Origin of the sequence: Falsochrobactrum shanghaiense, assembly GCF_003149535.1 — a bacterium.
Lineage (GTDB): Bacteria > Pseudomonadota > Alphaproteobacteria > Rhizobiales > Rhizobiaceae > Brucella > Brucella shanghaiense.
On record NZ_QGDB01000015.1, the window covers coordinates 1 to 19,650 of the forward strand.

Below are 19,650 nucleotides of genomic sequence, written 5' to 3' on the forward strand. Positions count from 1 at the left end.
ATCTCCTGTTCCCGGCATCTAAGCCGAAGTCAGGCAGAAATTCCACTTATCTCCGCTGTCCAGATTTCCCGAACCACCTCTGCTACCACCCGGCGATCCATGGATTTGAACAGATAGCCAACACATCCAGTGCCGGAAAATGGATCCAGAACGCTCTCGAAATCCAGTTCATTCAAGGTGTCAAATATCCACGGCAGTAGCCGCGATTTCGAACCCATATAGCGCAGATCAGGGTAACGAGTTGCGCGGTTTGGCAACTCGTTAGGCTTCTGCAGGTGTAGGAGCTCGAAGTGGTACAACATTGGATGCCAAGTTCACTTGCAGCCCATCATGCCTCGGGGTTCATTTTCAGCTGTACGGCTAGTGATAGAATCGCTCGTCCGACTAATAGGAATATGGTGTAGCCGATATGAGGCATCTGATCAAAGATAGTGAACCCGTTATGATGCCGCAGTTGGGTGACGGAGCGGGGCATCTAACGCGCTGAAGGACAATCCTTTTGCCGTGAGATTTCGCTCCGCGGGCTAATAACGAAAGATGGCCGCTCGTCAGACTAACGTATCCTAGACAATCAGTAGGTTGCGCATTCATCAATTCATTTGAAGGTTCGATCCGCTCAAGAGCGGAGAAGCTCATCCCCATTGACTTGCGCCAGCGGAAAACCGATTGTAGATCCCGGCGGTGTCCGCCCCGCCCTTTGGCGCGACCGTCGAGGAACTGATATGAAGCGTGACGAGGCGGAAACCTGCTTGGCATTGACGTCGTTCTAGCGGCGTCAGTGCCAATGACGACGCAACTGCCTTACGTGCCCTCAGAATTTTCTGTTGATGCGCAGCTTTAATTTTGATCCGAACCGCTGCAGACCTGCCGCGGCGGCAGTCATTCTCAATACTCTCATATCAGATCGCTGTTGATGGTGTCTCGCGATCGATTTCGTCCAAGACCTCCTGGGCCAGACGAAAGCTCTCTATCGCAGCCGGAATCCCGCAGTACACCCCCACTTGAAGGAATGCTTCCTGAATTTCCTCGCGTGTGACGCCATTGTTCAACGCACCACGCACATGAAGTTTAAGCTCGTGAGGCCGGTTGAGAGCAGAGAGCATTGCAAGGTTGAGAAGGCTACGCGTCTTCCGTTCAAGTCCTGGACGGTTCCAGATTTCATCCCAACAATATTCCGTCGTCAATTGCTGCATCGGCCAGTTGAAAACATCGGCCGCAGCGATGGACTTGTCGACGTACTCAGCCCCTAGTACTTCGCGGCGGGTCGCAAGACCTCGGTTAAATTTTTCAGTGCGAGGCCTCTCCATGGCAAGTTCCTTTCAAATTGTTCGGCTGCAACTCTAGTCGTTGTCCACTGGCAGGGCCGAGGTTAGGAATGCCTGCAGTTTGATCGCCTGATCGCTGCTGTCGATCAGTTTCTCCAACGTCGTTACAAGAAAGGAGAGATCATCGGGCTGAAGCGGCCCGAACTGTACATCGTTGACCTGCCGCTGGATGGGCGCAAGCTTCGAGAGCTGCCGCCACGCCTTGTCGGTGAGCGACAGCCGAACTTTGCGGCGATCCTCCGGGTCGGGCTCTTTTGTAATTAGGCCGCGTTTCACAAGCTTGTTCGTCACCGTCGTAACAAAGGCGCCAGAGAGGTGGAGGCAGGAGGCAAGCTGGTTGACGTTGACTGACTCTCCGTCGGCCTGGAGATGGCCAATCGAAATCAGTATCGTGTAGTCAACCCCTGGAAGGCCGATAACTCGGCCGTGACCCGATCGGATGGTTTCGTGGCGGGTCAGGAATGCAAAAAAAGCGTGTACGAGGCGACGAAACTCCTGGTCGGAGCCTTTCACCAGGAGTTCGTGTCGAGACACCGTTAGCGGGCGATTGGAAGTCTTCTCCGCCCCGTCCTTGGCAGGGGTTTTCTCGGCTCTAGCTGCCATACTTCGCACCTCTCAAATGTTGCATCCACGAAATACCTAGAACGATATGCATAGGACAACAATGCAAATTTGTTATGCTTTTAAAAAAAGCAAAAAAATTAATGGATGTGATGAAGTGCCGCCAAGGTGCTCGGGCGTCTGGATGTGCCAAGGCGTTATCTAAATCAACGGCCGTCAAGGCCCTCTCGCCTGCTTCCCAACCGGATTAGCGAGAAGGCCAACAGTTCCCTTACATCACCGGATTGCTTAGTTTATAAGCTCATCAAGTTCTCTTCTTTACAAAGCTAATTTTAAGTGCAAACATAGATGGCAGTTATCAATGACGGGAGGCACCCATGATTAAGGTTCGCAACAAATTCGTCCAGATAGAGGACCGCTCCTTCGAGGCTGGCAAGTGGCACGAAGAAGGGCTACGCCGCGCGGCGGTGGCCATTGTTGTTAACAACCCGCTCGTCGGCAAATATCAGGAAGATCTGACGGAATTCGTTGAAGCCAGTGCGGAGCTCGGCGCGATCGTCGGCGATATGCTTGTCGAAGCAATGGGCTCCTACCCAATTCAGTCTTACGGCAAGGCGGGTATCGTCGGTATCAACGGAGAGCTTGAGCACGCAAACATGCTGCTCACCACGACTTTCGCCAACCCCATCCGTGAGCGGATTGGTGGTGCAGTAGCCTGGATCTCGTCCTTCACGAAGGTCGGCGTACCTGGTTCGTCGATCGACGTGCCGATGAACCACAAGGACGCTGTCTATGTCCGCAGTCACTACGGCGCGATGACGGTGACCCTGTCAAACGATGTTCCACATGCCGACGAGATCGCGCTGATCTTCTGCGCCGCAAACCGCGGTCGCCTCAACGCTCGTGTCGGTGGTCTCAAGCACGAAGAGGTCAAGGCCTTCGACGGCCTGAAGTGAGTCCGAGATGCGTACAGCAATCATCAATATCGGGACGATTGTCTCAGGTGATCTCAATGCGCTTGTCGCGCAAGGCGACTGTATCATCACCGACAACGGCAAGATTGTTCACCTCGGCGCCAAAGATCCCTCGCTCGTTGAGAGCGCCGACGTGGTGATCGACGCAGCAGGCACGACCGCAATGCCGGGCCTGATCGACAGTCACGTTCATATCACTTTCGGCGACTACACGCCGAGACAGCGGACCGTTGGCTATCTCGAGAGCTACGTTCATGGCGGCACGACCACGTCGATTACCGCCTCGGAAGTCCACACGCCTGGCCGACCGACGGACGCACAGGGTGTGAAGGCCCTGGCAATGGCTGCAAGAGCCTGTTTTGAGGGCTATAGGCCGGGCGGCATGAGAGTGCATGCCGGCTCCGTAATCCTCGAACCGGATCTCCGCGTCGAGGATCTGGACGAGCTTCGCGCTGGTGGTGTCTGGCTCGCCAAGGCAGGTTTCGGACGCTTCGCGACACCATTCGACTATGCACCGCTGATGAATGCGGCGCGTGCGAAGGGTTTCGTCACCACTATGCACACAGGCGGGTCATCCATCCCCGGATCGTCAGGTATTTGGGCAGAGCATGTTCTGCGTTCCAATCCGAATGTGTCATTCCACGTCAATGGTGGGCCGACGGCGATGCCTGACGAAGGGTTCGCAACGTTGGTCAATGAGGGCAAGGACATTGCGCTCCAGCTTTGTACCGCCGGCAACCTCCGGACGGCGCTTCTGACAGCGAAGCTCCTGGATGAAGCGGGAATGCCTGAACGCCTTCTTATAGCGACCGACACGCCGACTGGGTCCGGAATTATGCCGCTTGGCATGTTCTACACCATAACGCACCTGTGCTCGCTTGGCGGCATGTCGCCGGTGCAGGCGATTGCGGCCGCTACCGGAAACAATGCCCGTGTCTACGGACTAAACTCTGGAGTTCTAGCAGCGGGACGCGATGCCGACATCGTCCTCATCGATGCTTGCGATGGTGGATCCAAGAATGATGCCCTCTCGGGGATCAGCAACGGTGACGTCCCCGCTGTCGCGGCGGTGGTCACCGCAGGTGTCCCAAGGTTTGTGGGGCGCTCGCGGAACACGCCGGCTTCGATCCGCAAGGTCAAGGTCACTCGATCGAACGTAGTAGAGTTGTTCTCGGGCGCTGCCGCCCACTGAGGCTGTCTTCCCCCGGTTGCCGCGCGACCGGGAGATCGTACCCAATCTAGACCTATTCGGGACCAGTGAAATGACACTTTCCAAAAGCCTTCTGGCGCGTCTCTCAAATCCTTCTATTGCGGTGGACAAGGCACTTGTCGCCGGCGAGTAGGTGTCGAGCGCTCAGAGCGGCAAGACATTTGATGTCACCAATCCATCGACCGGTGAAGTCATCGCGACGCTTCCCGATCTGGGTCGTGAAGAAGCGGCCCGCGCCATTGAGGCCGCAAACAAGGCGCAGAAAGCCTGGGCACGCCGTACCGCGAAAGAGCGATCGAATGCCCTCCGTGCGCTTTTCGACCTCCTCATCGCGAACGCCCGGGACCTCGCCGTTCTGCTGACCGCAGAGATGGGTAAGCCCGTCGCCGAGGCCGAGGGTGAGATCCGCTATGGCGCTTCATATGTCGAATGGTTCTCGGAAGAGGCACGACGCGTGTATGGCGATACCATACCCGGCCATCAGGCGGACAAGCGCCTGACCGTCATTAAACAGCCGGTCGGTGTGGTCGCGGTTATTACCCCTTGGAACTTTCCGAATGCCATGCTGGCTCGCAAGCTCGCACCGGCAATCGCAGCAGGGTGCGCAATGGTGTCGAAGCCCGCTGCCGAGACGCCCCTGTCGGCGCTTGCTCTGGCCCGTCTCGCCGAGCTGGCAGGTTTTCCAAGCGGGCTGTTCAGCGTGATCACCTCGACGGACACGCCGTCGATTGGCAAAGAGTTTACCGAAAACGCGACTGTCAGGAAGCTTACCTTTACCGGATCGACGGGAGTCGGAAAGATCCTGATGCGTCAGGGCGCCGAGAACATCCTCAAGCTCGGGCTCGAGCTCGGTGGCAATGCACCGTTCATCGTGTTCGATGACGCAAATCTCGACGCGGCCGTCGAAGGCGCCATGGTCGCGAAATTCCGGAACAATGGCCAGACCTGTGTGTGCGCCAACCGCATATACGTGCAGTCCAGCGTCTATGATGCATTCGCCAAGAAGCTTGCAGAGCGCGTTACGGCACTGCCGGTTGGCGATGGCTTCGAGCCGGGTGTTCTGATTGGGCCGTTGATCGATCGCAAAGCGGTTGCGAAAGTCAGTGAGCACATCGACGATGCGGTCTCACGCGGCGGCAAGGTCTTGGTCGGCGGTAAACCGGCAGCTGCGGGTGGCCTCTTTTTCGAGCCCACCTTGCTAACCGACGTGGATCTCGGGTCGCGGGTCTCACGTGAAGAGACGTTTGGTCCAGTTGCTCCACTCTTCAAATTTGATACCGAAGAACAGGTCATTGAGCTGGCCAACAACACCGAATTCGGTCTGGCGGCTTATTTCTTTGCCAGGGATGTGTCTCGCGTCGCTCGCGTATCGGAACAGCTCGAGTACGGCATGGTCGGCATCAATACCGGCCTGATTTCGACAGAAGTGGCGCCGTTTGGCGGCATCAAGCAGTCTGGCTAGGGTCGTGAAGGATCACGCTACGGGCTCGATGATTACCTCGAAGTCAAATATCTCTGCCTGAGTGTAGAGGCTTAATCAAAAATGAAGGCCGCCATCTAACCCGCTTCCTCACCGAAAGGTGATAGAGGTCGCGCTGCCCTCCATCTGCTTTCAGCGCGGTGCTTGGCAGCCTGCTCGGCGGTTTCAATCCTCCGAGTGACATCAGAGGATCCCCCTCCCGAACAGCAAATCCACAAAAACAGCTAGCTCTAAATGCCATGCAAAAATAGCTGGCAAATGAAGCTAATTTAGATAGCATACTGATCGAGCGCGAAAACCTACGAGGAGGAACGCATGGATACAGCCCTTGCCGAATTCGATCAGAAACAGCTTCGTGACGCCTTCGGTCACTTCGCAACCGGTGTCTGCGTCGTAGGCTTTGTTGGTCAGGATGGCACGAAAGTCGGCATCACCGTCAACTCGTTCACATCGCTCTCGCTCGACCCCGCCCTGCTACTTGTCTGTCTCGGCACCAATCTTCGCAGCCATGACGCAATGGTCTCAACCGGCGGTTTCGGAGTCAGTGTTCTGTCTGAAGACCAGCGCGATATCTCTGGCAGGTTTGCGACGCGCGGTGGCCCCAAGTGGGACGGCATGGCCTTCATCGAAGGCAAGGAGGGAGCCCTGATGGTTCCCGGCGCTATCGCCTGGTTCGATTGTGAAGCCGAAGCCGCTTATCCGGCCGGCGACCACACGATCCTTGTCGGCCGCGTGCGAAATTTCATGGCGGACAAGGACAAGCGTCCGCTGCTCTTCTTCCGTGGCGCCTACGGGCAGGCCGCGTGATCACCCCTTCTATCTTTTGGGAACATCAGTATATGCTTAACAAACTTGAGACAAAGCCCATGGTCAAAACGGGCCAGGACCATATCAATGCGGTTCGTGACGGTCGTCAGATCTATCTCGACGGAAAGGTGATCACCGACGCGACCGAGCATCCGGCTTATCGCAATGCGATCAAATCTGCTGCGATGCTCTACGACTACCAGGCCGCTCCGGAAAATATCGAGCGCATGACGTTCGATCTCGGTGACGGGCACCGCGTGAATCGTGCGTGGCAGCTTCCTCGGTCTTATGCGGAACTGGTCGAGCGCCGCAAGGCGCTGACCGAGTGGTCCGAACTTACCGGCGGGTTTCTTGGCCGGGATCCGGCTCACGTCGCCTCGTCGATGTGCGGTCAGTTCATGGGCGCAGAGATCTTCGACGAGCATTCTCCGGCGCGTGGCAAGGCATTTCGCGATTGGTTCCACGAAGCGCGTCGCAACGACGTCTTCATGACCTACGTCATCAACAACGTTCAAGGCGACCGCTCGAAGGCCTATGGGGATCAGGGACCGGGTGCAGAAGACATGGTTGCCCGGATCGTAGACGAAGACAGCGAAGGCATCACAATTCGTGGCGCCAAGCTGTTCGCGACCTCGGCGATCATGGCAAACGAGATCTTCGTCGGAACCGGTCAGCCGTTGAAGCCAGGCGAAGAACACCTCGCGTTCTCCTGTGCGCTTCCGATGGATGCCAAAGGCATCAAGCTCCTGTCGCGCAAGTCTTACGAGCAGCATGCCGGCTCGGAATTCGATTATCCGCTCTCGACCAATTTCGACGAGAACGACGCGCTCGTCTTCTTCGATGACGTCAAGGTTCCGTGGGAGCGCGTGTTCGTCCATCGCGACACCGCAATGTGCCGCAAGCAGCTTCACAACACTCCGGCGCACGTTTACGCGAACTATCAGTCTGAGATCCGCATCGCCGTAAAGCTGCGCTTCTTGGTTGGTTTGGCTCGCGGCATCGCAGAGGTCATCAACACGATCACCGTGCCGGCGGTCGCCGAGACCCTCGGTCGTCTTGCTGCCCAAGCGGCCACCATCGAAGGCCTTGTCTGGGGCATGGAAGCCAAGGGACGTAATGTGAACGGGTACTACATCCCGGATGCGCATCTCCTGTATGCGGCGCAGGTGCAGAGCCAGGAGATCTATCCGGAGGTGATCGCCACGATCCGCGAACTCGCGGGTGGTGCACTTCTCATGCTGCCGTCCTCGGTCGAAGATTTTACGAATTCTGACATCGAGACGCTCATCAAGCACACTCAGATTTCGCCGGCGGTCTCGAGCCTCGATCGTATTAAGCTCTTTAAGCTCATCTGGGATGCTGTCGGTTCGGAATTCGCCTCGCGACATGTCCAGTACGAAATGTTCTATTCGGGTCCGAAATTCGTCACTCGAGGCAACTCGTTCAGGACCTACGATTGGGATCGCGCAAAGGCAACGCCAAACAAGCTCCTGTCGAGCTACTCGCTCGAAGGGAGCCTGAAGGGTCGCTGATGCGGCCCCTCACAAAAAACCGCTTGAAATAGCTAACTCAGTTAGCTAGAAAAAAAACATAATAAGGGGAACAACCTAGACGCCTCCCAGTCGCCGCGCACCTTCGCGCGGCGGGTAGAGGGCCTGCGCGCTGAAAATGAATATGCGTGCTTGCTTGCGTCCGAAGAAGTTCTCCCGGAGTGATCTGATCTGTTGCCGCCTCGAGCGGCACCAGACCAAGTGATGAAAACACTCACGATCGGATGGGACTATGACCACACCTTCTAACAACACTGGGAATGAAATCTGGCGCTGGACTGCGACCGAGATCGCGCACCGCGTTCGCACTGGCGCAATCTCCGCTCGTGAAGCGGTCCAGAGTTCGCTTGACCGCATCGCGGAGACCAACCCGACCCTCAATGCCATCGTCGAGCTCTCCTCCGACGAGGCACTGAAGGCAGCTGATCAGGCCGACCGCATGGTCAAGGGCGGCGACGAGCTCGGTCCGCTCCATGGCGTTCCCGTCACCATCAAGATGAACACGGACCAAGCCGGTCACGCGACCGTCGATGGCGTACCTGCATTCAAGGACGCGGTCGTTGACGCTGATAGCCCGCAGGTCAAAAGCCTTCGTGATGCCGGAGGCATCATGGTCGGCCGCACAAACACCCCAGCGTTCTCGTTGCGCTGGTTTGCAAACAACGACGTCTATGGACGCACGTTGAGCCCTTGGAACAAGGCGCACACCCCCGGTGGTTCGAGCGGCGGTGCAAGCTCCTCCGTCGCAGCTGGCATGGTGCCGATCAGCCATGGAAACGACATCGGCGGTTCCATCCGCTACCCAGCCTACGCCTGTGGGATCTACGGCCTGCGTCCGACTGTCGGCCGTGTCTCGGGCTGGGTCGGACCTGCAGAGGCTGACCAGTCACTCTCCTTCCAGTCGATGTGGGTCCAGGGCCCGATCGCTCGTTCCGTTTCCGACCTTCGTCTCGGCCTCCAGGCGATGGCGAAGCCGGATCCGCGCGATCCGTGGTTTGCGCCGGCTCCCCTGAGCGGGGCACCTCTCCGTCGTCCGATCAAGGTCGGCGTCGTTCGTGGCGAAGAAATCGTCAAGCTGCACCCGGGCGTCGCGCAGGCGATCGACAAGGCCGCCGGCTGGCTGAAAGATGCCGGCTACCAGGTCGAAGAGATCAGGGTTCCCGCATTCGAGGAAGCCTACAAGCTCTGGTACCTCCTCTGTATCGAAGAACTTCGCTCGGAAGTTCCCTTCATGCACAAGGAAGGTGATGATGGCATTCGCGGTGTGTTCAACACCTATTTTGCTGCCGCACAGCAGTGGTGGCCGGAAAAGCCGACGCTTGAAGACTACATGAAGGGCTATGCCCGTCGGGGCACGCTTATCGCTCAAGTCCAGAAGATCTTCCAGGAATACCCGATCCTGCTTCTTCCGATCTCGGCCGAGCCTCCTTTCGAACAGGATGCTGACTATCTCGACATCAATCGAGGCATCGAGGTCATTCGCGCGAACTGGGGCGCGATGGCAATCCCGATGCTCTCACTGCCCGGCATTTCAGCTCCTGTCCACGTCCACAACGGCCTGCCGTGTGGCGTCCAGATGATCGGGCCGAAATTCCGTGAAGACATCCTGCTTTCTGCCGGCGAAGTCCTGGAAGCGCGGACGGAGGTAAGAACGCCCATCGACCCAAGATAAGCCGACAGTCTTTCATCAACGCATAACAACGACCTAAAAGAGGGGTTCTTATGAAAGTCGAACGTCGTAAATTCCTGGCTGGCAGCATCGGGCTGCTGGCCATGACCTCGAACTTCCCAAAGGCCTTTGCCCAGGGAGGGGACCCGATCAAGATCGGGTTCCTCATGGACATGACCGGACCGCTCCAGGTCTATGGCAAGCCGAAGGCAAATTGCATTCAGCTGGCCGTCGATGAACTGAATGCAAAAGGCGGTGTCCTTGGTCGCCCCGTTGAATTGGTCACGTACGATACACAGTCGCAGACCCAGCTCTACGGCCAGTATGCGCAGCAGCTGATGCTGAAGGACCGCGTTGCTGCGGTATTCGGCGCCGTGACGAGCGCATCGCGCGAGGTTGTTCGTCCCGTGCTCAATCGCGGCAAGACGCTCTACTTCTACAATACCGTCTATGAAGGCGGTGTGTGCGACCGCAATACGTTCGTGGTCGGCTCGACGCCACAGCAGCAGCTGGTCGAGCAGATCCCCTACATGATCAAGCGGTTCGGCAAGAAGGGCTACGTGGTGGCCGCCGACTACAACTTCGGTCACCTCTCGAACGACTGGATTCGCAAGATCGCAGGCGACGCAGGTGGTGAAATCCTCGGATCGGAATTCTTCCCCCTCGAGGTTAACAACTTCTCCGCAGCAATCGCGAAGATCCAGAGCCTGAAGCCCGATTGGATCCACAACATCTTCGTCGGCCCGGCGCACGAGTCCTTCTACGGGCAGTGGGCATCGGCTGGCATGAACAAGCAAATCGGCATGTCCTCGAGCACTCTGCAGCACGCCAGCGAATTGCAGCGCCTGCCGCCGGAAGTCAGCGAAGGGATCATCGCGGTCGGCAGCTATTTCGACGAGATCGATACGCCTGAAGCTGCGGATTTCCGTGCCAAATACGCGGCTAAGTTCGGCAGCAAGACGGTGGATAGCACTATTGCGCCGGCCGACTACTATGCGGTCCTCCTCTGGGCGGAGGCCGTCAATAAGGCAGGCAGCCCAGACCGTGACCCGGTTATTGCAGCGCTTGAAACCGGCATCTCTGCGTCAGGGCCGAATGGTGTCGTGACCATTGACGCAAAGAGCCATCACTGCACCCAGAACGTCTACCTTGGCGAGGTCAAGGGCGGAAAGGTGGCGATCCTTGAGAAGTGGGATGCGGTCTCCCCAACCGGCGCCGACAATCGCTGCGACCTGATCGCCGAACCTAAGACAAACAAGCAGTTCGGCGCGATGCAGTAATGCTGCGACTCTAGTCACTGGGAGACAGAAATGAGCTCAATCATCGTAACGTTAATAGGGCTCGCTTTTGCAGTGGCTAGCCTTTTTCTGACGAGTGTGGGTCTGGCCATAATCTTCGGGATGATGCGCGTGATCAACTTCGCCCACGGAGAGTTCCTGATGCTGGGCGGTTACGCCTTCATCCTGAGCGTTCACGCGGGCGTAAATCCGTGGGTGGCGATGCTTGTCATCGCCCCCGTTTCCGTCGGACTATTGGGTGTTGTCGTCGAACGCCTCATCATCCGGCGCCTTTACGGTCGGCTGGTGGACACCATCCTTGCTACATGGGGCCTGAGCCTTGTGCTCACGGGCATCGCCAGCGTCGTCTTCGGCTACAATCAGCCGGGGATCGCTCCGCTCCTTTCGGACTTCCGCATCGGCGAATACAGTGTTGCTGGTTACAATATTTTCATCATCGTCGTGGCCATCGTCCTTCTTGCCGGCCTGTTCGCGGTCTTCCGCTTCACCAATTTCGGTCTGAAGCTCCGCGCAACGATGCAAAACCCCTCCATGGCGGCTGCGGTAGGATTGAACGTCAACCACGTCTACATGGCGACGTTCGGATTGGGATCGGCCCTCGCCGGCCTCGCGGGCGCAGTCATCGCACCCCTTACCGGCGTCCAGCCGGTGATGGGCGCGACCTATATCGGCAAGACCTTCATCACGGTGATCAGCGGAGGGCCGCTGGCTCTGACCGGAACATTCTTCTCCTCGAGCCTCCTTGGCCTGATCAGTGAAATCACCACCGTCTTCTCGACGCCTGTCATCGGCGAAGCGGCCCTTCTGGCGGTCGCTGTAGTCATGCTCCGTATCTTGCCTGCCGGTATTACCGGCCGCTACTTCAAGCGAGGCGTCTGATGAAATCGAAAAACTGTATCGAACTCGGCGCAATCGCTGTCGCCGGAACCGCAGTCATTCTCACCCTGCCGATCGTCACCGAGATCTACACGATCTACAGCGTATCGGTATATCTGATCATGGCTATGCTGGCTCTCAGCCTCGGCTTTGTCTGGGGCATCGGCGGGATCCTGAGCTTCGGCCAGGCCGCATTCTTCGGGATCGGTGGCTATACTTACGCGCTCTATGCGATCAACGAAGGCAGCAGCACCATGCCACTTCTCATGGCGGTCGCTGTACCGGCAATCGTCGCCGCGCTGGTGGGCTACTTCACTTTCTACGGACGGGTGAGCGACGTCTATTTTGGCGTGATCTCTCTCATCCTTGCACTCATCCTCTATAACGTCGTCAACAGCTCGTCCGGTGCTGAATTCACGATCGGCTCCGCGCCGATCGGGGGTTACAACGGCATTCCGACTGTCCCGTCCATCAACGTCCCGTTCGCACCCGATCAGCAGCTCGACTACGGTCAGTTCTTCTACGTCGCCGCCTTCTCGCTGCTGATCGTCTATCTGTTGCTCCGCGTTCTGATGCTCGCAAAGTTCGGCCGCGTCGTGGCCGCCGTTCGTGAAAACGAACTGCGCGCCGAGCTGCTCGGATACGATGTTCGCCTTTACAGGCTTGGCACGTTCTGTATCGGCGCCGGTATCGCAGGCTTCGCTGGCGCGCTTTTCGCGGCCTGGGGCAACTTCATCGGACCTAGCGTGTTTTCACTCGGTTTCAGCGCCCAAGTCATCGTTTGGGTCGTCATGGGGGGCCTAGGAACACTCGTCGGCCCGATGATCGGCGCCGCGCTGATCCAAGCAGTCATCACCTGGCTTGGCGACACGAAAATTCTCGAACCGATGATCGTCCTTGGCAGCATCTTCCTGGCTCTCGTTCTGGTGGTTCCCAAGGGACTTGTTCCGAGCGCAACAAGTGCATGGCGTCGGATCGCACGTCGTGGCGAGGAGAAAGCGTGATGCTAGTCGAAGTACGTGATCTTTGGAAAAAATACGATGGCGTTGCGGCTGTCGCCGGTGTGGATGTTTCCATCGCAGAAGGAGAGCTGCGTTGCCTGATCGGCGCCAACGGCGCCGGAAAAAGCACATTCTTCAAGATGTTGAGTGGCCAGATAACTCCAACGAAAGGGCAGATCCTGATCGATGGAACTGACGTGACTGGATGGAACCCGTCCCGAATTTCCCATCTCGGCGTCTCCACGAAGACCCAGGTTCCCAACCTCTTTGAAAACCTGAGCGTTCGCGAAAATCTTGAGGTCGCGGCAATGAAGACGATGCGGCCAGCCGACGCCCGCGATGCGGCAGAGAAGGTCCTCACGGACATGTCGCTTAAGAAACTGACTGAGCGGCCTGCAGCAATTCTTGCACACGGCCAGCGCCAGATCGTCGAGCTGGGTCTGGTCCTTATCACCAGCCCGCGCATCATTCTCCTGGACGAACCGGCGGCGGGCATGACGCCTGAAGAGGTCGACCAGCTTGCCGAGTTGCTTGGCCGGCTGCGTGGCAAGCACACGATCATCGTGGTCGAACACGACATGCATTTCGTTGGGCGGATTGCCGAGCAGGTGACGGTCTTCCATCGCGGGAAGGTTCTCGCCGAAGACCGAATGGACAAGGTAATGGCCGATCCGAAGGTGCGCGACGCGTATCTCGGGAAGGCCCGGGTGGGAGCATAGACATGCAGGCGGTTCTCGAAGTCACAAACCTTCATGGCGGCTACGGCCGGATCCCCGTCCTGTGGGGCAGCACGCTTTCGGTTTCGAAAGGCGAGGTTGTCGGCCTGATCGGCCACAATGGCATGGGCAAGACCACGCTTCTCAAGTCGATCGTCGGGTTGCTGCCGACAAAGTCTGGGACGCTCACCCTTGATGGCCAGGATGTCACATCATTGAACTCGTTCTCGAGAGCAAGGCGCGGAATTGGCTACGTGCCGCAGGGGCGTGAGATTTTCCCCTCATTGACCGTTCGCGAGAACATCACAGTCGGCGGACTGGCGCACAAACGCAATGCGGACGACCTCATAGCTGCGGCGGTCGCCGATTTCCCGCAACTTGAGCGCCTTCTGGACCGAAAAGGCGGTGCTCTGAGCGGCGGTGAACAACAGCTTCTCGCCCTCGCCCGCGCGATGGCGGGCAATCCCAAGGTCTTGCTGCTCGACGAGCCGACTGAAGGTATCCAGCCGTCGATTGTCTCTGAAATCGAGGATTTCTTGCGGAAGGTGGCGAAGGAGAAAGACCTTTCGATCCTGGTTGTCGAGCAGGATATCGAGTTTATCGCGTCGGTCACCCATAGAGCGGTCCTGTTTTCCAAGGGAAAAGCTGTAAAGGACGTTCGGAGTTCAGACCTGAACCATTCGAGCAAGCTCGACGACTTCTTCTAGTTGTCAGTTGGACGTGGAGAGAGGTGGTTCGGGAAATCTGGACAGCGGAGATAAGTGGAATTTCTGCCTGACTTCGGCTTAGATGCCGAGAACAGGAGATACCATGACGAGACGACCACGCCGGAACCACAGCCCGACTTTCAAGGCAAAGGTGGCGCTTGCCGCCATTCGAGGCGAGCAGACACTGGTGGAATTGTCCCAGCAGTTCGACGTGCATGCCAACCAGATTAAGCAGTGGAAAGACCAGCTCCTTGAGGGGGCGACCGGCGTTTTCGGTGATGAGAACAAGGCGGGATTGCTGGGCGGAAAAAAATGATTGACCGCGCGCACAAGCTGTCGGTTGCAAGGCAGGCCCGGCTTCTCTCGAAACTGCCACCGCTCAATAATACGCCGATTCAGATCCATCAGCATGGCTTCATCCAGACTATCATGTCGATCTCAGTCAAATAGAGATAATCCCAACTGCGCTGCCCAGCATCGTCGTGGCCAGCAAATGGCCGGCCCATCTGTTTTTGTTCCGAATTTCAACCTGCAGTCACGGCGTGGATGCATAAGCTCCACCGTTAGCAAAAATAATGCCCTATTCGGGATACCCGCCAAGAGGCTTGGCTATCCTCCAAGCAACTTCATAATGTGTCTGGCATCCTCATAAGAAGACTGCGCAGATCTGTTTGGATTTATAAATCTTATGTTCTTGTTGCAACTTTCATGAATCGCCATGGGAGCAATATCGGCATATAATTCCGGGATGGTTTTATATAATTTATTACCGTAATAGATCGCATTGCCTCGAATATGCGCCCCGTTTGCCGTTGCCCAAGCTGCTTCATCTATTTCCCTGTACACATAGGCGAGCCGCTGGTTCTGGGTTGGCGCACTTTTGGCAAAACCATAATCGTCATAGGCATAAGAATTAAAGACCATATGTTCACCGCCACCAAACTTCTGGTGGATGATCTTCGTTGCTGCTTCGCCCAATTCCTCTAAATCCAGAGCATCATAGGATTGCTCATGCGCGGCCTTGTATAAGTTTTCCGCCATTACACTGAGCGGCGCATTCTCAGCCATCACATCACGGCAAACCCTCTGTATTTCCTTTAGACGCGCTTCATCTTTTTTGACATTCTCCAGCCATTCCTCATGTCGCTGGATTTGTTTCGTCAAAAGCTGCTTTATCCGGGGCGCTTCATCCTTGCATGCCGTCTGAAACAGATAGCTGTTATCAAAGCGCGCAAACCGGCCAGCCATGTAAGAAGACGCTATATCGTTGCCATCTGCCCTGACGAGGCCGCGGCACCAATCCAGAACAGTGGCATCACTCCTGCTTCTTATCAGATTGTTATGAAGAAGAGCGTCGACCATATCCGCTGGAACCGCAACACGGCTGGCCAGGGCATCCGGGTCGAGAGGCACGCCGGCAGCTATGAAAAGCTCCGCATCCTTGCCGCGCCCCATTTCCAGTGCGCGGACGAACTCGACAACCGTCACTATTGGGTCTCCACTCAGTTTATAGCCGCGCTTGGTGAGTTCTTCGAGTGGATCGATCTCTATATCGGGAAGAGCCGCTTCTGCATCTGCGAGCATGAATGGGTATCCACCGCCCTCGATGATTTCCTTGAGAAAGCGGATGGGTATGGACCTTGCAACGCCATTATCTGTTTCGACTATGATGCCAACGATCCGCAAGCCTTCGTCAAGAGCAGCGCCGCCTGAAAGACCGGGAATAACCGTATTCGATTCCACTTCAAGCTCGGTCGTGCGCGAAGCTTGCACCTTTTCCGGGGAACCATTGCCGCTCCAGACCTTGCCGCCGGGTTGGCCAAACAGATAAACACCCTCTCCCGCCTGGATTTCCGAAGACATACGAGCCGTTGGGAACACCTCCAGGCTGGCGATTGTTTCTGGCGCTTCAGACTGCGGCACTATCAGCAAAGCGACATCAATTCCCTTGTCGAAACTGGCTGGAAAAATCGTAGCGCTTACCTCCAGACCCGGACGATCGGGAAACTGGACCCGGATATTTTCTGCTTCCTCCATCAGATCCCGGACGACATGGCCTGCCGTGGCGATATATATGAGACCGCCTTTTCGCCCGACGACGATACCGGCACCGGATGTAAGCGCACCGGAAGTCGGAAAACGGCCATCCACCATGACCACAAGCTGTTTGGCGGTAATGCCTTTACCTGCATTATCCGTGTCCTGCGCCCATGCCAGCGTGGTGAGAGCGAGCACTGACAAGGCCACCCAGCCAATCAACTGTATCAGCAATCGTGCGGTCATTTCTTTCCCCCGAAATTGATGGCTCCCATAAGCGCAAGCAACATTGCAAACAGCGCTGAAGCGAGGATTGTCAGGCTCTCACGCGCCAGAATAGCATTCAGCATGGACGGCTGCACATCGCGATGGTTGGTCAGAAAACCCAGGGATACGGCGTCAGCGGAGCCGATGAGCAAGAACCGAAAGCCTTTATCCGACTGGGAAAGGTTCAGCATCTGCGCTTTCAACCCATCGAATGAAAGGGTTTCTCCTTCGCGGATGGTGTGCGGCCTGCCGGGAAAGCCGGCAATGTCGAACTGGAGTTCACCGCTGATGACCGCACTGACCGGGCTTTGATATTCATCCCCCGACAACACCCTGTCGAAAGCAATATTGGTAATATGAATGGGAACGGGAACAAGGCCCCTTATCCGTGCCTCGTCTATCGTCAGCGACGGCTTGTCGGCCTGCCAGATGCGTGACCCCACCAATGTTGGGGCGGCATCCTGCGATGAAGCAATAGCTCCTCGCCATACAAAGCGGACATCAATCGGGTCATCGGCACCTGTTTCGATGAATTCCAAGGCCAATGTCGAGCCTTCGCCACCACTCGCAATCTTCACGGCAGTATGCGGAGGCAGCCAGAGACGATCTATTTCAAGATAAGCGTCAGTCGCCTGCGCCAGCAGTTCCAGATCGCCGTTCGCACTGGAATGCGTCGGTTCTGACGGATCGCCAAGATCGAAGGGGACCACCTCTGCCTCCCCCGGGGAGGGTACCAGTTCGCGCGCGAGGATGCGATTACCCGATATGCCCGTAAGGGCGGCTTGCTGTTCTCCGAGCCGAAACCTGACTTCTTGTGTTTCGATTGTGGCTGTGAACGTCGTCCTGACAAATGTTCTGCTGGGGACGAGTTCCAGCACGATCAATGCCGCGCACAGCAAGATGACCGCAAAAGCCAGAACATGCCAGCCAAGTCTTTGTCTGGCCCGCTTGACAGCATTTTGAAACCGTTGCCGCAGGCGAAGGCCCCAGCCCATCATCATCGGCTCTGTAAACGCATCGACACGCTGTCGATCAGCTCATTTCCGCGACCGGCTGCAACGATTTCCATACGGACTTCATTGCGTCCCTTAAAATAAGGTTTTAGCGGAAAGGTCGCGGGCCGACCGGCCGGCCAGGTCCGGCTGCCAAGCATTTCCTTGTCATGCAGAACCTCGCCCGTTTCCTCATCCCTGATGGTGACACGAAGTTCAAAGATTTCCAGATTGGCGACGAGCGCAACATATGGATTGGCATTGTCCTCGTCCGCAAACGAGGCCGCAACAAGCGTCGGTACCGCAGACTGGCAATCCTTGACGCAGATGATGGTGGCCAGTTCCTGCGGCTTGATGTCAATTTGCGGGTGACGCAACAGTTCAAGCGGCAAACTGAAATTGTCCTGTTCGAAAGAAGCGTCCATCCGATAATACTGGTTTGGACGCAACGACGTGACCGACAGCTGCTTGTTGCCGGAATGGCCGCTCACGTTGATGTTGAGCGCCAGCGCATTTTCGTCAAATGTTGCTGCACTCTTGTGAAATGCCGCAACCCGCAGCCCCGTCGCAGAAACTTTCTGAACGAACAGGCCCTCGCATCGGTCACCACGATCCCTATAGGCCAGTTCATCTGCCGCTACAGGTTTAATATCAGGATTGCATTGGCTGCTGGCCCACGTAGGTTCTGAAAAGAGCAGGAAAAGGCCGCTCAATAGTAAACCGAACTTCATGATGCCCTCCCCCGATAGAAAATCCCCAAAAAACTTTATAGATAATTAGTACAGTCTCTTGCAACCCTTATGACAATATAGCTCCAGCCAGCCGAGTGGCCACTGTGGAATATTAACATCATGACTGATAGATGCCCTGCAAATCCTGATTATGAGGATCATGAGCTGGCGGCGGTCGACCTGCTGCAGCGCCACATTCCCCCGGCAAGCGATCACGGCGCATGGATCGAATTGCTTGCCAAAACGCTTTTACCAAGAGCGTCACGCCTGGGTGACACCTTTGCTGAAACCCCAAGTTCAGCGCTCCGACATCTGCTCACAGCCTATACCTGCAACAATGGACTTTTATCCGATCGACGCGCGAAACAATATCGGCAACGGGTGTTGTCACGTTAAGTTTCTCTGACCGGAAAGGCCCGTGGCTCGTAGATATTCAGGCGAAACAGGCCGCAATTTTCCATGCATCGAAAGCTTCGAGGCGATGGTAGCGAATTGTGTGTGCGGCTCGGCGACGAGATGGAACAGAGAAACAATTGCGGGTCGCCGAGTGCATGGAGACGAACCGTTGCAACGCTCCAGGCGACCGATGACCTTGCATGGTTCGCTCCCGTTTCCTAAACGGCAGATGGCTATTTTCGGCCCGATTATTGAGGCCCTTGTGCGACCAATGGTCAAGGCCGGGTGCCACTTCTGCCTTTGCTGCACCGTAGGAGCGGAGCTTATCGGTGATGATCCGTTTGGGAGCAAAGCCATAGCGCTTCATTAACGCCACGAGCAGTCGCTTTGCCGCCCTTTTATCACGCCGCTTCTGCAAGATTTCTTCGAGAACGGAGCCATGTTGATCCACCGCACGCCAGAGCCAGAATTTCTCTCCAGCGCATTTGACGACCACTTCGTCCAAATACCAAATATCGCCGGGGCGCGCCTGACGCCGCCGCAAGTTGCGTGTGATCTGGGGTCCGAACTTGGCGATCCAACGACGAACTGTCTCGTATGATACGTCAATTCCACGCTCAAGCAGCATTTCTTCAACTTCACGCAGACTAAGGTTGAACCGCAGATAAAGCCACACCGCATGAGCAATAATCTGTGGCGGAAAACGGTGACGCTTGAAGATGATATCTGATGTCTGCATCGCCAAAATTTACGCCCAAACCGTCAGGCAGGCAACTGTAGCCCAGTTAACGTGACAACACCGCTCAGCAAAATGGCACCGCCACCAAATATGCCCCGCTTACCCCCCCGACACGCATTGGACTGGCAGCCGTTTTCAGATAAAACTTCAGAAATCAATACTAATTTTTACCAAACGAATGCGATCGATGGGTTCATTTTCGTCACCCGGACTTTTCCCATGCTATTTTATTACCGCCGATAAGTATAGCTTATCGAAGCTTATTGCTTTTGGCGCGCAAATCGGTAAAAGTCGTGGCAAAGGCAGTGATTTCA

The 19,650-nt window shown here is 56.5% G+C and carries 18 protein-coding genes and 2 pseudogenes; 13 read left to right on the plus strand and 7 right to left on the minus strand.

The window, feature by feature from the left end:
• Positions 1-29: 29 nt before the first annotated feature.
• From DKP76_RS18155 to DKP76_RS18165, 3 genes are all read right to left on the minus strand, one after another.
• Entirely contained in the window at positions 30-302 is a 273-nt protein-coding gene (locus DKP76_RS18155; protein WP_342587846.1) for a DNA adenine methylase, read from the minus strand.
• 597 nt (positions 303-899) lie between these two features.
• Positions 900-1,307 (minus strand): carboxymuconolactone decarboxylase family protein, encoded by a 408-nt coding sequence (locus DKP76_RS18160; protein ID WP_109708065.1) that lies wholly within the window; start codon positions 1,305-1,307, stop codon positions 900-902.
• A gap of 33 nt (positions 1,308-1,340) precedes the next feature.
• Positions 1,341-1,928 carry a MarR family winged helix-turn-helix transcriptional regulator gene (locus DKP76_RS18165; protein ID WP_109708066.1) on the minus strand — a complete coding sequence of 196 codons (588 nt, stop codon included), beginning with the start codon at positions 1,926-1,928 and terminating at the stop codon, positions 1,341-1,343.
• Positions 1,929-2,263: 335 nt separating this feature from the next.
• Between DKP76_RS18165 and DKP76_RS18170 the strand changes: the two genes are divergently transcribed.
• The 12 genes and pseudogenes from DKP76_RS18170 to DKP76_RS18225 form a co-directional block, all read left to right on the plus strand.
• The gene (locus DKP76_RS18170) at positions 2,264-2,842 is read left to right on the plus strand and encodes an amino acid synthesis family protein (protein ID WP_109708067.1); all 579 of its coding nucleotides are present in this window, start codon (positions 2,264-2,266) and stop codon (positions 2,840-2,842) included.
• Positions 2,843-2,849: 7 nt separating this feature from the next.
• Positions 2,850-4,052: an amidohydrolase family protein gene (locus tag DKP76_RS18175; RefSeq protein ID WP_109708068.1), complete on the plus strand. Its 1,203-nt coding sequence runs from the start codon at positions 2,850-2,852 to the stop codon at positions 4,050-4,052.
• 151 nt (positions 4,053-4,203) lie between these two features.
• Positions 4,204-5,607, plus strand: a pseudogene (locus tag DKP76_RS18180) (NAD-dependent succinate-semialdehyde dehydrogenase).
• A gap of 258 nt (positions 5,608-5,865) precedes the next feature.
• Positions 5,866-6,357, plus strand: coding sequence for a flavin reductase family protein (locus tag DKP76_RS18185; protein WP_109708069.1), 492 nt, complete (start codon positions 5,866-5,868; stop codon positions 6,355-6,357).
• Between the two features lie 32 nt (positions 6,358-6,389).
• Positions 6,390-7,889: a 4-hydroxyphenylacetate 3-hydroxylase family protein gene (locus DKP76_RS18190; RefSeq protein WP_245410286.1), complete on the plus strand. Its 1,500-nt coding sequence runs from the start codon at positions 6,390-6,392 to the stop codon at positions 7,887-7,889.
• 250 nt (positions 7,890-8,139) lie between these two features.
• Positions 8,140-9,579, plus strand: a complete 1,440-nt coding sequence (locus DKP76_RS18195; RefSeq protein ID WP_109708071.1) for an amidase family protein — start codon at positions 8,140-8,142, stop codon at positions 9,577-9,579.
• A gap of 50 nt (positions 9,580-9,629) precedes the next feature.
• On the plus strand, positions 9,630-10,856 hold the full coding sequence (locus DKP76_RS18200) for an ABC transporter substrate-binding protein (RefSeq protein ID WP_199224858.1): 1,227 nt from the start codon (positions 9,630-9,632) through the stop codon (positions 10,854-10,856).
• Positions 10,857-10,886: 30 nt separating this feature from the next.
• Positions 10,887-11,753: a branched-chain amino acid ABC transporter permease gene (locus tag DKP76_RS18205; protein ID WP_109708072.1), complete on the plus strand. Its 867-nt coding sequence runs from the start codon at positions 10,887-10,889 to the stop codon at positions 11,751-11,753.
• Positions 11,753-12,754 carry an ABC transporter permease subunit gene (locus tag DKP76_RS18210; protein ID WP_109708073.1) on the plus strand — a complete coding sequence of 334 codons (1,002 nt, stop codon included), beginning with the start codon at positions 11,753-11,755 and terminating at the stop codon, positions 12,752-12,754. The genes DKP76_RS18205 and DKP76_RS18210 overlap by 1 nt, the downstream gene beginning before the upstream one ends.
• Positions 12,754-13,470, plus strand: a complete 717-nt coding sequence (locus DKP76_RS18215; protein ID WP_109708074.1) for an ABC transporter ATP-binding protein — start codon at positions 12,754-12,756, stop codon at positions 13,468-13,470. Before DKP76_RS18210 ends, DKP76_RS18215 begins: the two co-directional genes overlap by 1 nt.
• Positions 13,471-13,472: 2 nt before the next feature.
• The gene (locus tag DKP76_RS18220) at positions 13,473-14,174 is read left to right on the plus strand and encodes an ABC transporter ATP-binding protein (protein WP_109708075.1); all 702 of its coding nucleotides are present in this window, start codon (positions 13,473-13,475) and stop codon (positions 14,172-14,174) included.
• Between the two features lie 103 nt (positions 14,175-14,277).
• Positions 14,278-14,537 (plus strand): annotated as a pseudogene (locus DKP76_RS18225) (transposase); the annotation flags it as partial.
• Between the two features lie 246 nt (positions 14,538-14,783).
• Here the strand turns inward: DKP76_RS18225 and DKP76_RS18230 are convergent.
• From DKP76_RS18230 to DKP76_RS18240, 3 genes are read right to left on the minus strand one after another with little or no spacing between them, the layout of a single operon-like run.
• Positions 14,784-16,457, minus strand: a complete 1,674-nt coding sequence (locus DKP76_RS18230; protein ID WP_109708076.1) for a S1 family peptidase — start codon at positions 16,455-16,457, stop codon at positions 14,784-14,786.
• On the minus strand, positions 16,454-17,476 hold the full coding sequence (locus tag DKP76_RS18235) for a hypothetical protein (protein WP_146198953.1): 1,023 nt from the start codon (positions 17,474-17,476) through the stop codon (positions 16,454-16,456). The genes DKP76_RS18230 and DKP76_RS18235 overlap by 4 nt, the downstream gene beginning before the upstream one ends.
• Complete coding sequence (locus DKP76_RS18240; RefSeq protein ID WP_109708078.1) at positions 17,476-18,201, minus strand: hypothetical protein; 726 nt, start codon at positions 18,199-18,201, stop codon at positions 17,476-17,478. Before DKP76_RS18240 ends, DKP76_RS18235 begins: the two co-directional genes overlap by 1 nt.
• Positions 18,202-18,321: 120 nt before the next feature.
• Between DKP76_RS18240 and DKP76_RS18245 the strand changes: the two genes are divergently transcribed.
• A complete protein-coding gene (locus DKP76_RS18245) occupies positions 18,322-18,597 on the plus strand; it encodes a hypothetical protein (protein WP_109708079.1) in 276 nt (91 codons plus the stop codon).
• 37 nt (positions 18,598-18,634) lie between these two features.
• Here the strand turns inward: DKP76_RS18245 and DKP76_RS18250 are convergent, their stop codons facing one another.
• Positions 18,635-19,336: an IS6 family transposase gene (locus DKP76_RS18250; protein WP_055661736.1), complete on the minus strand. Its 702-nt coding sequence runs from the start codon at positions 19,334-19,336 to the stop codon at positions 18,635-18,637.
• Between the last annotated feature and the right edge of the window lie 314 nt (positions 19,337-19,650).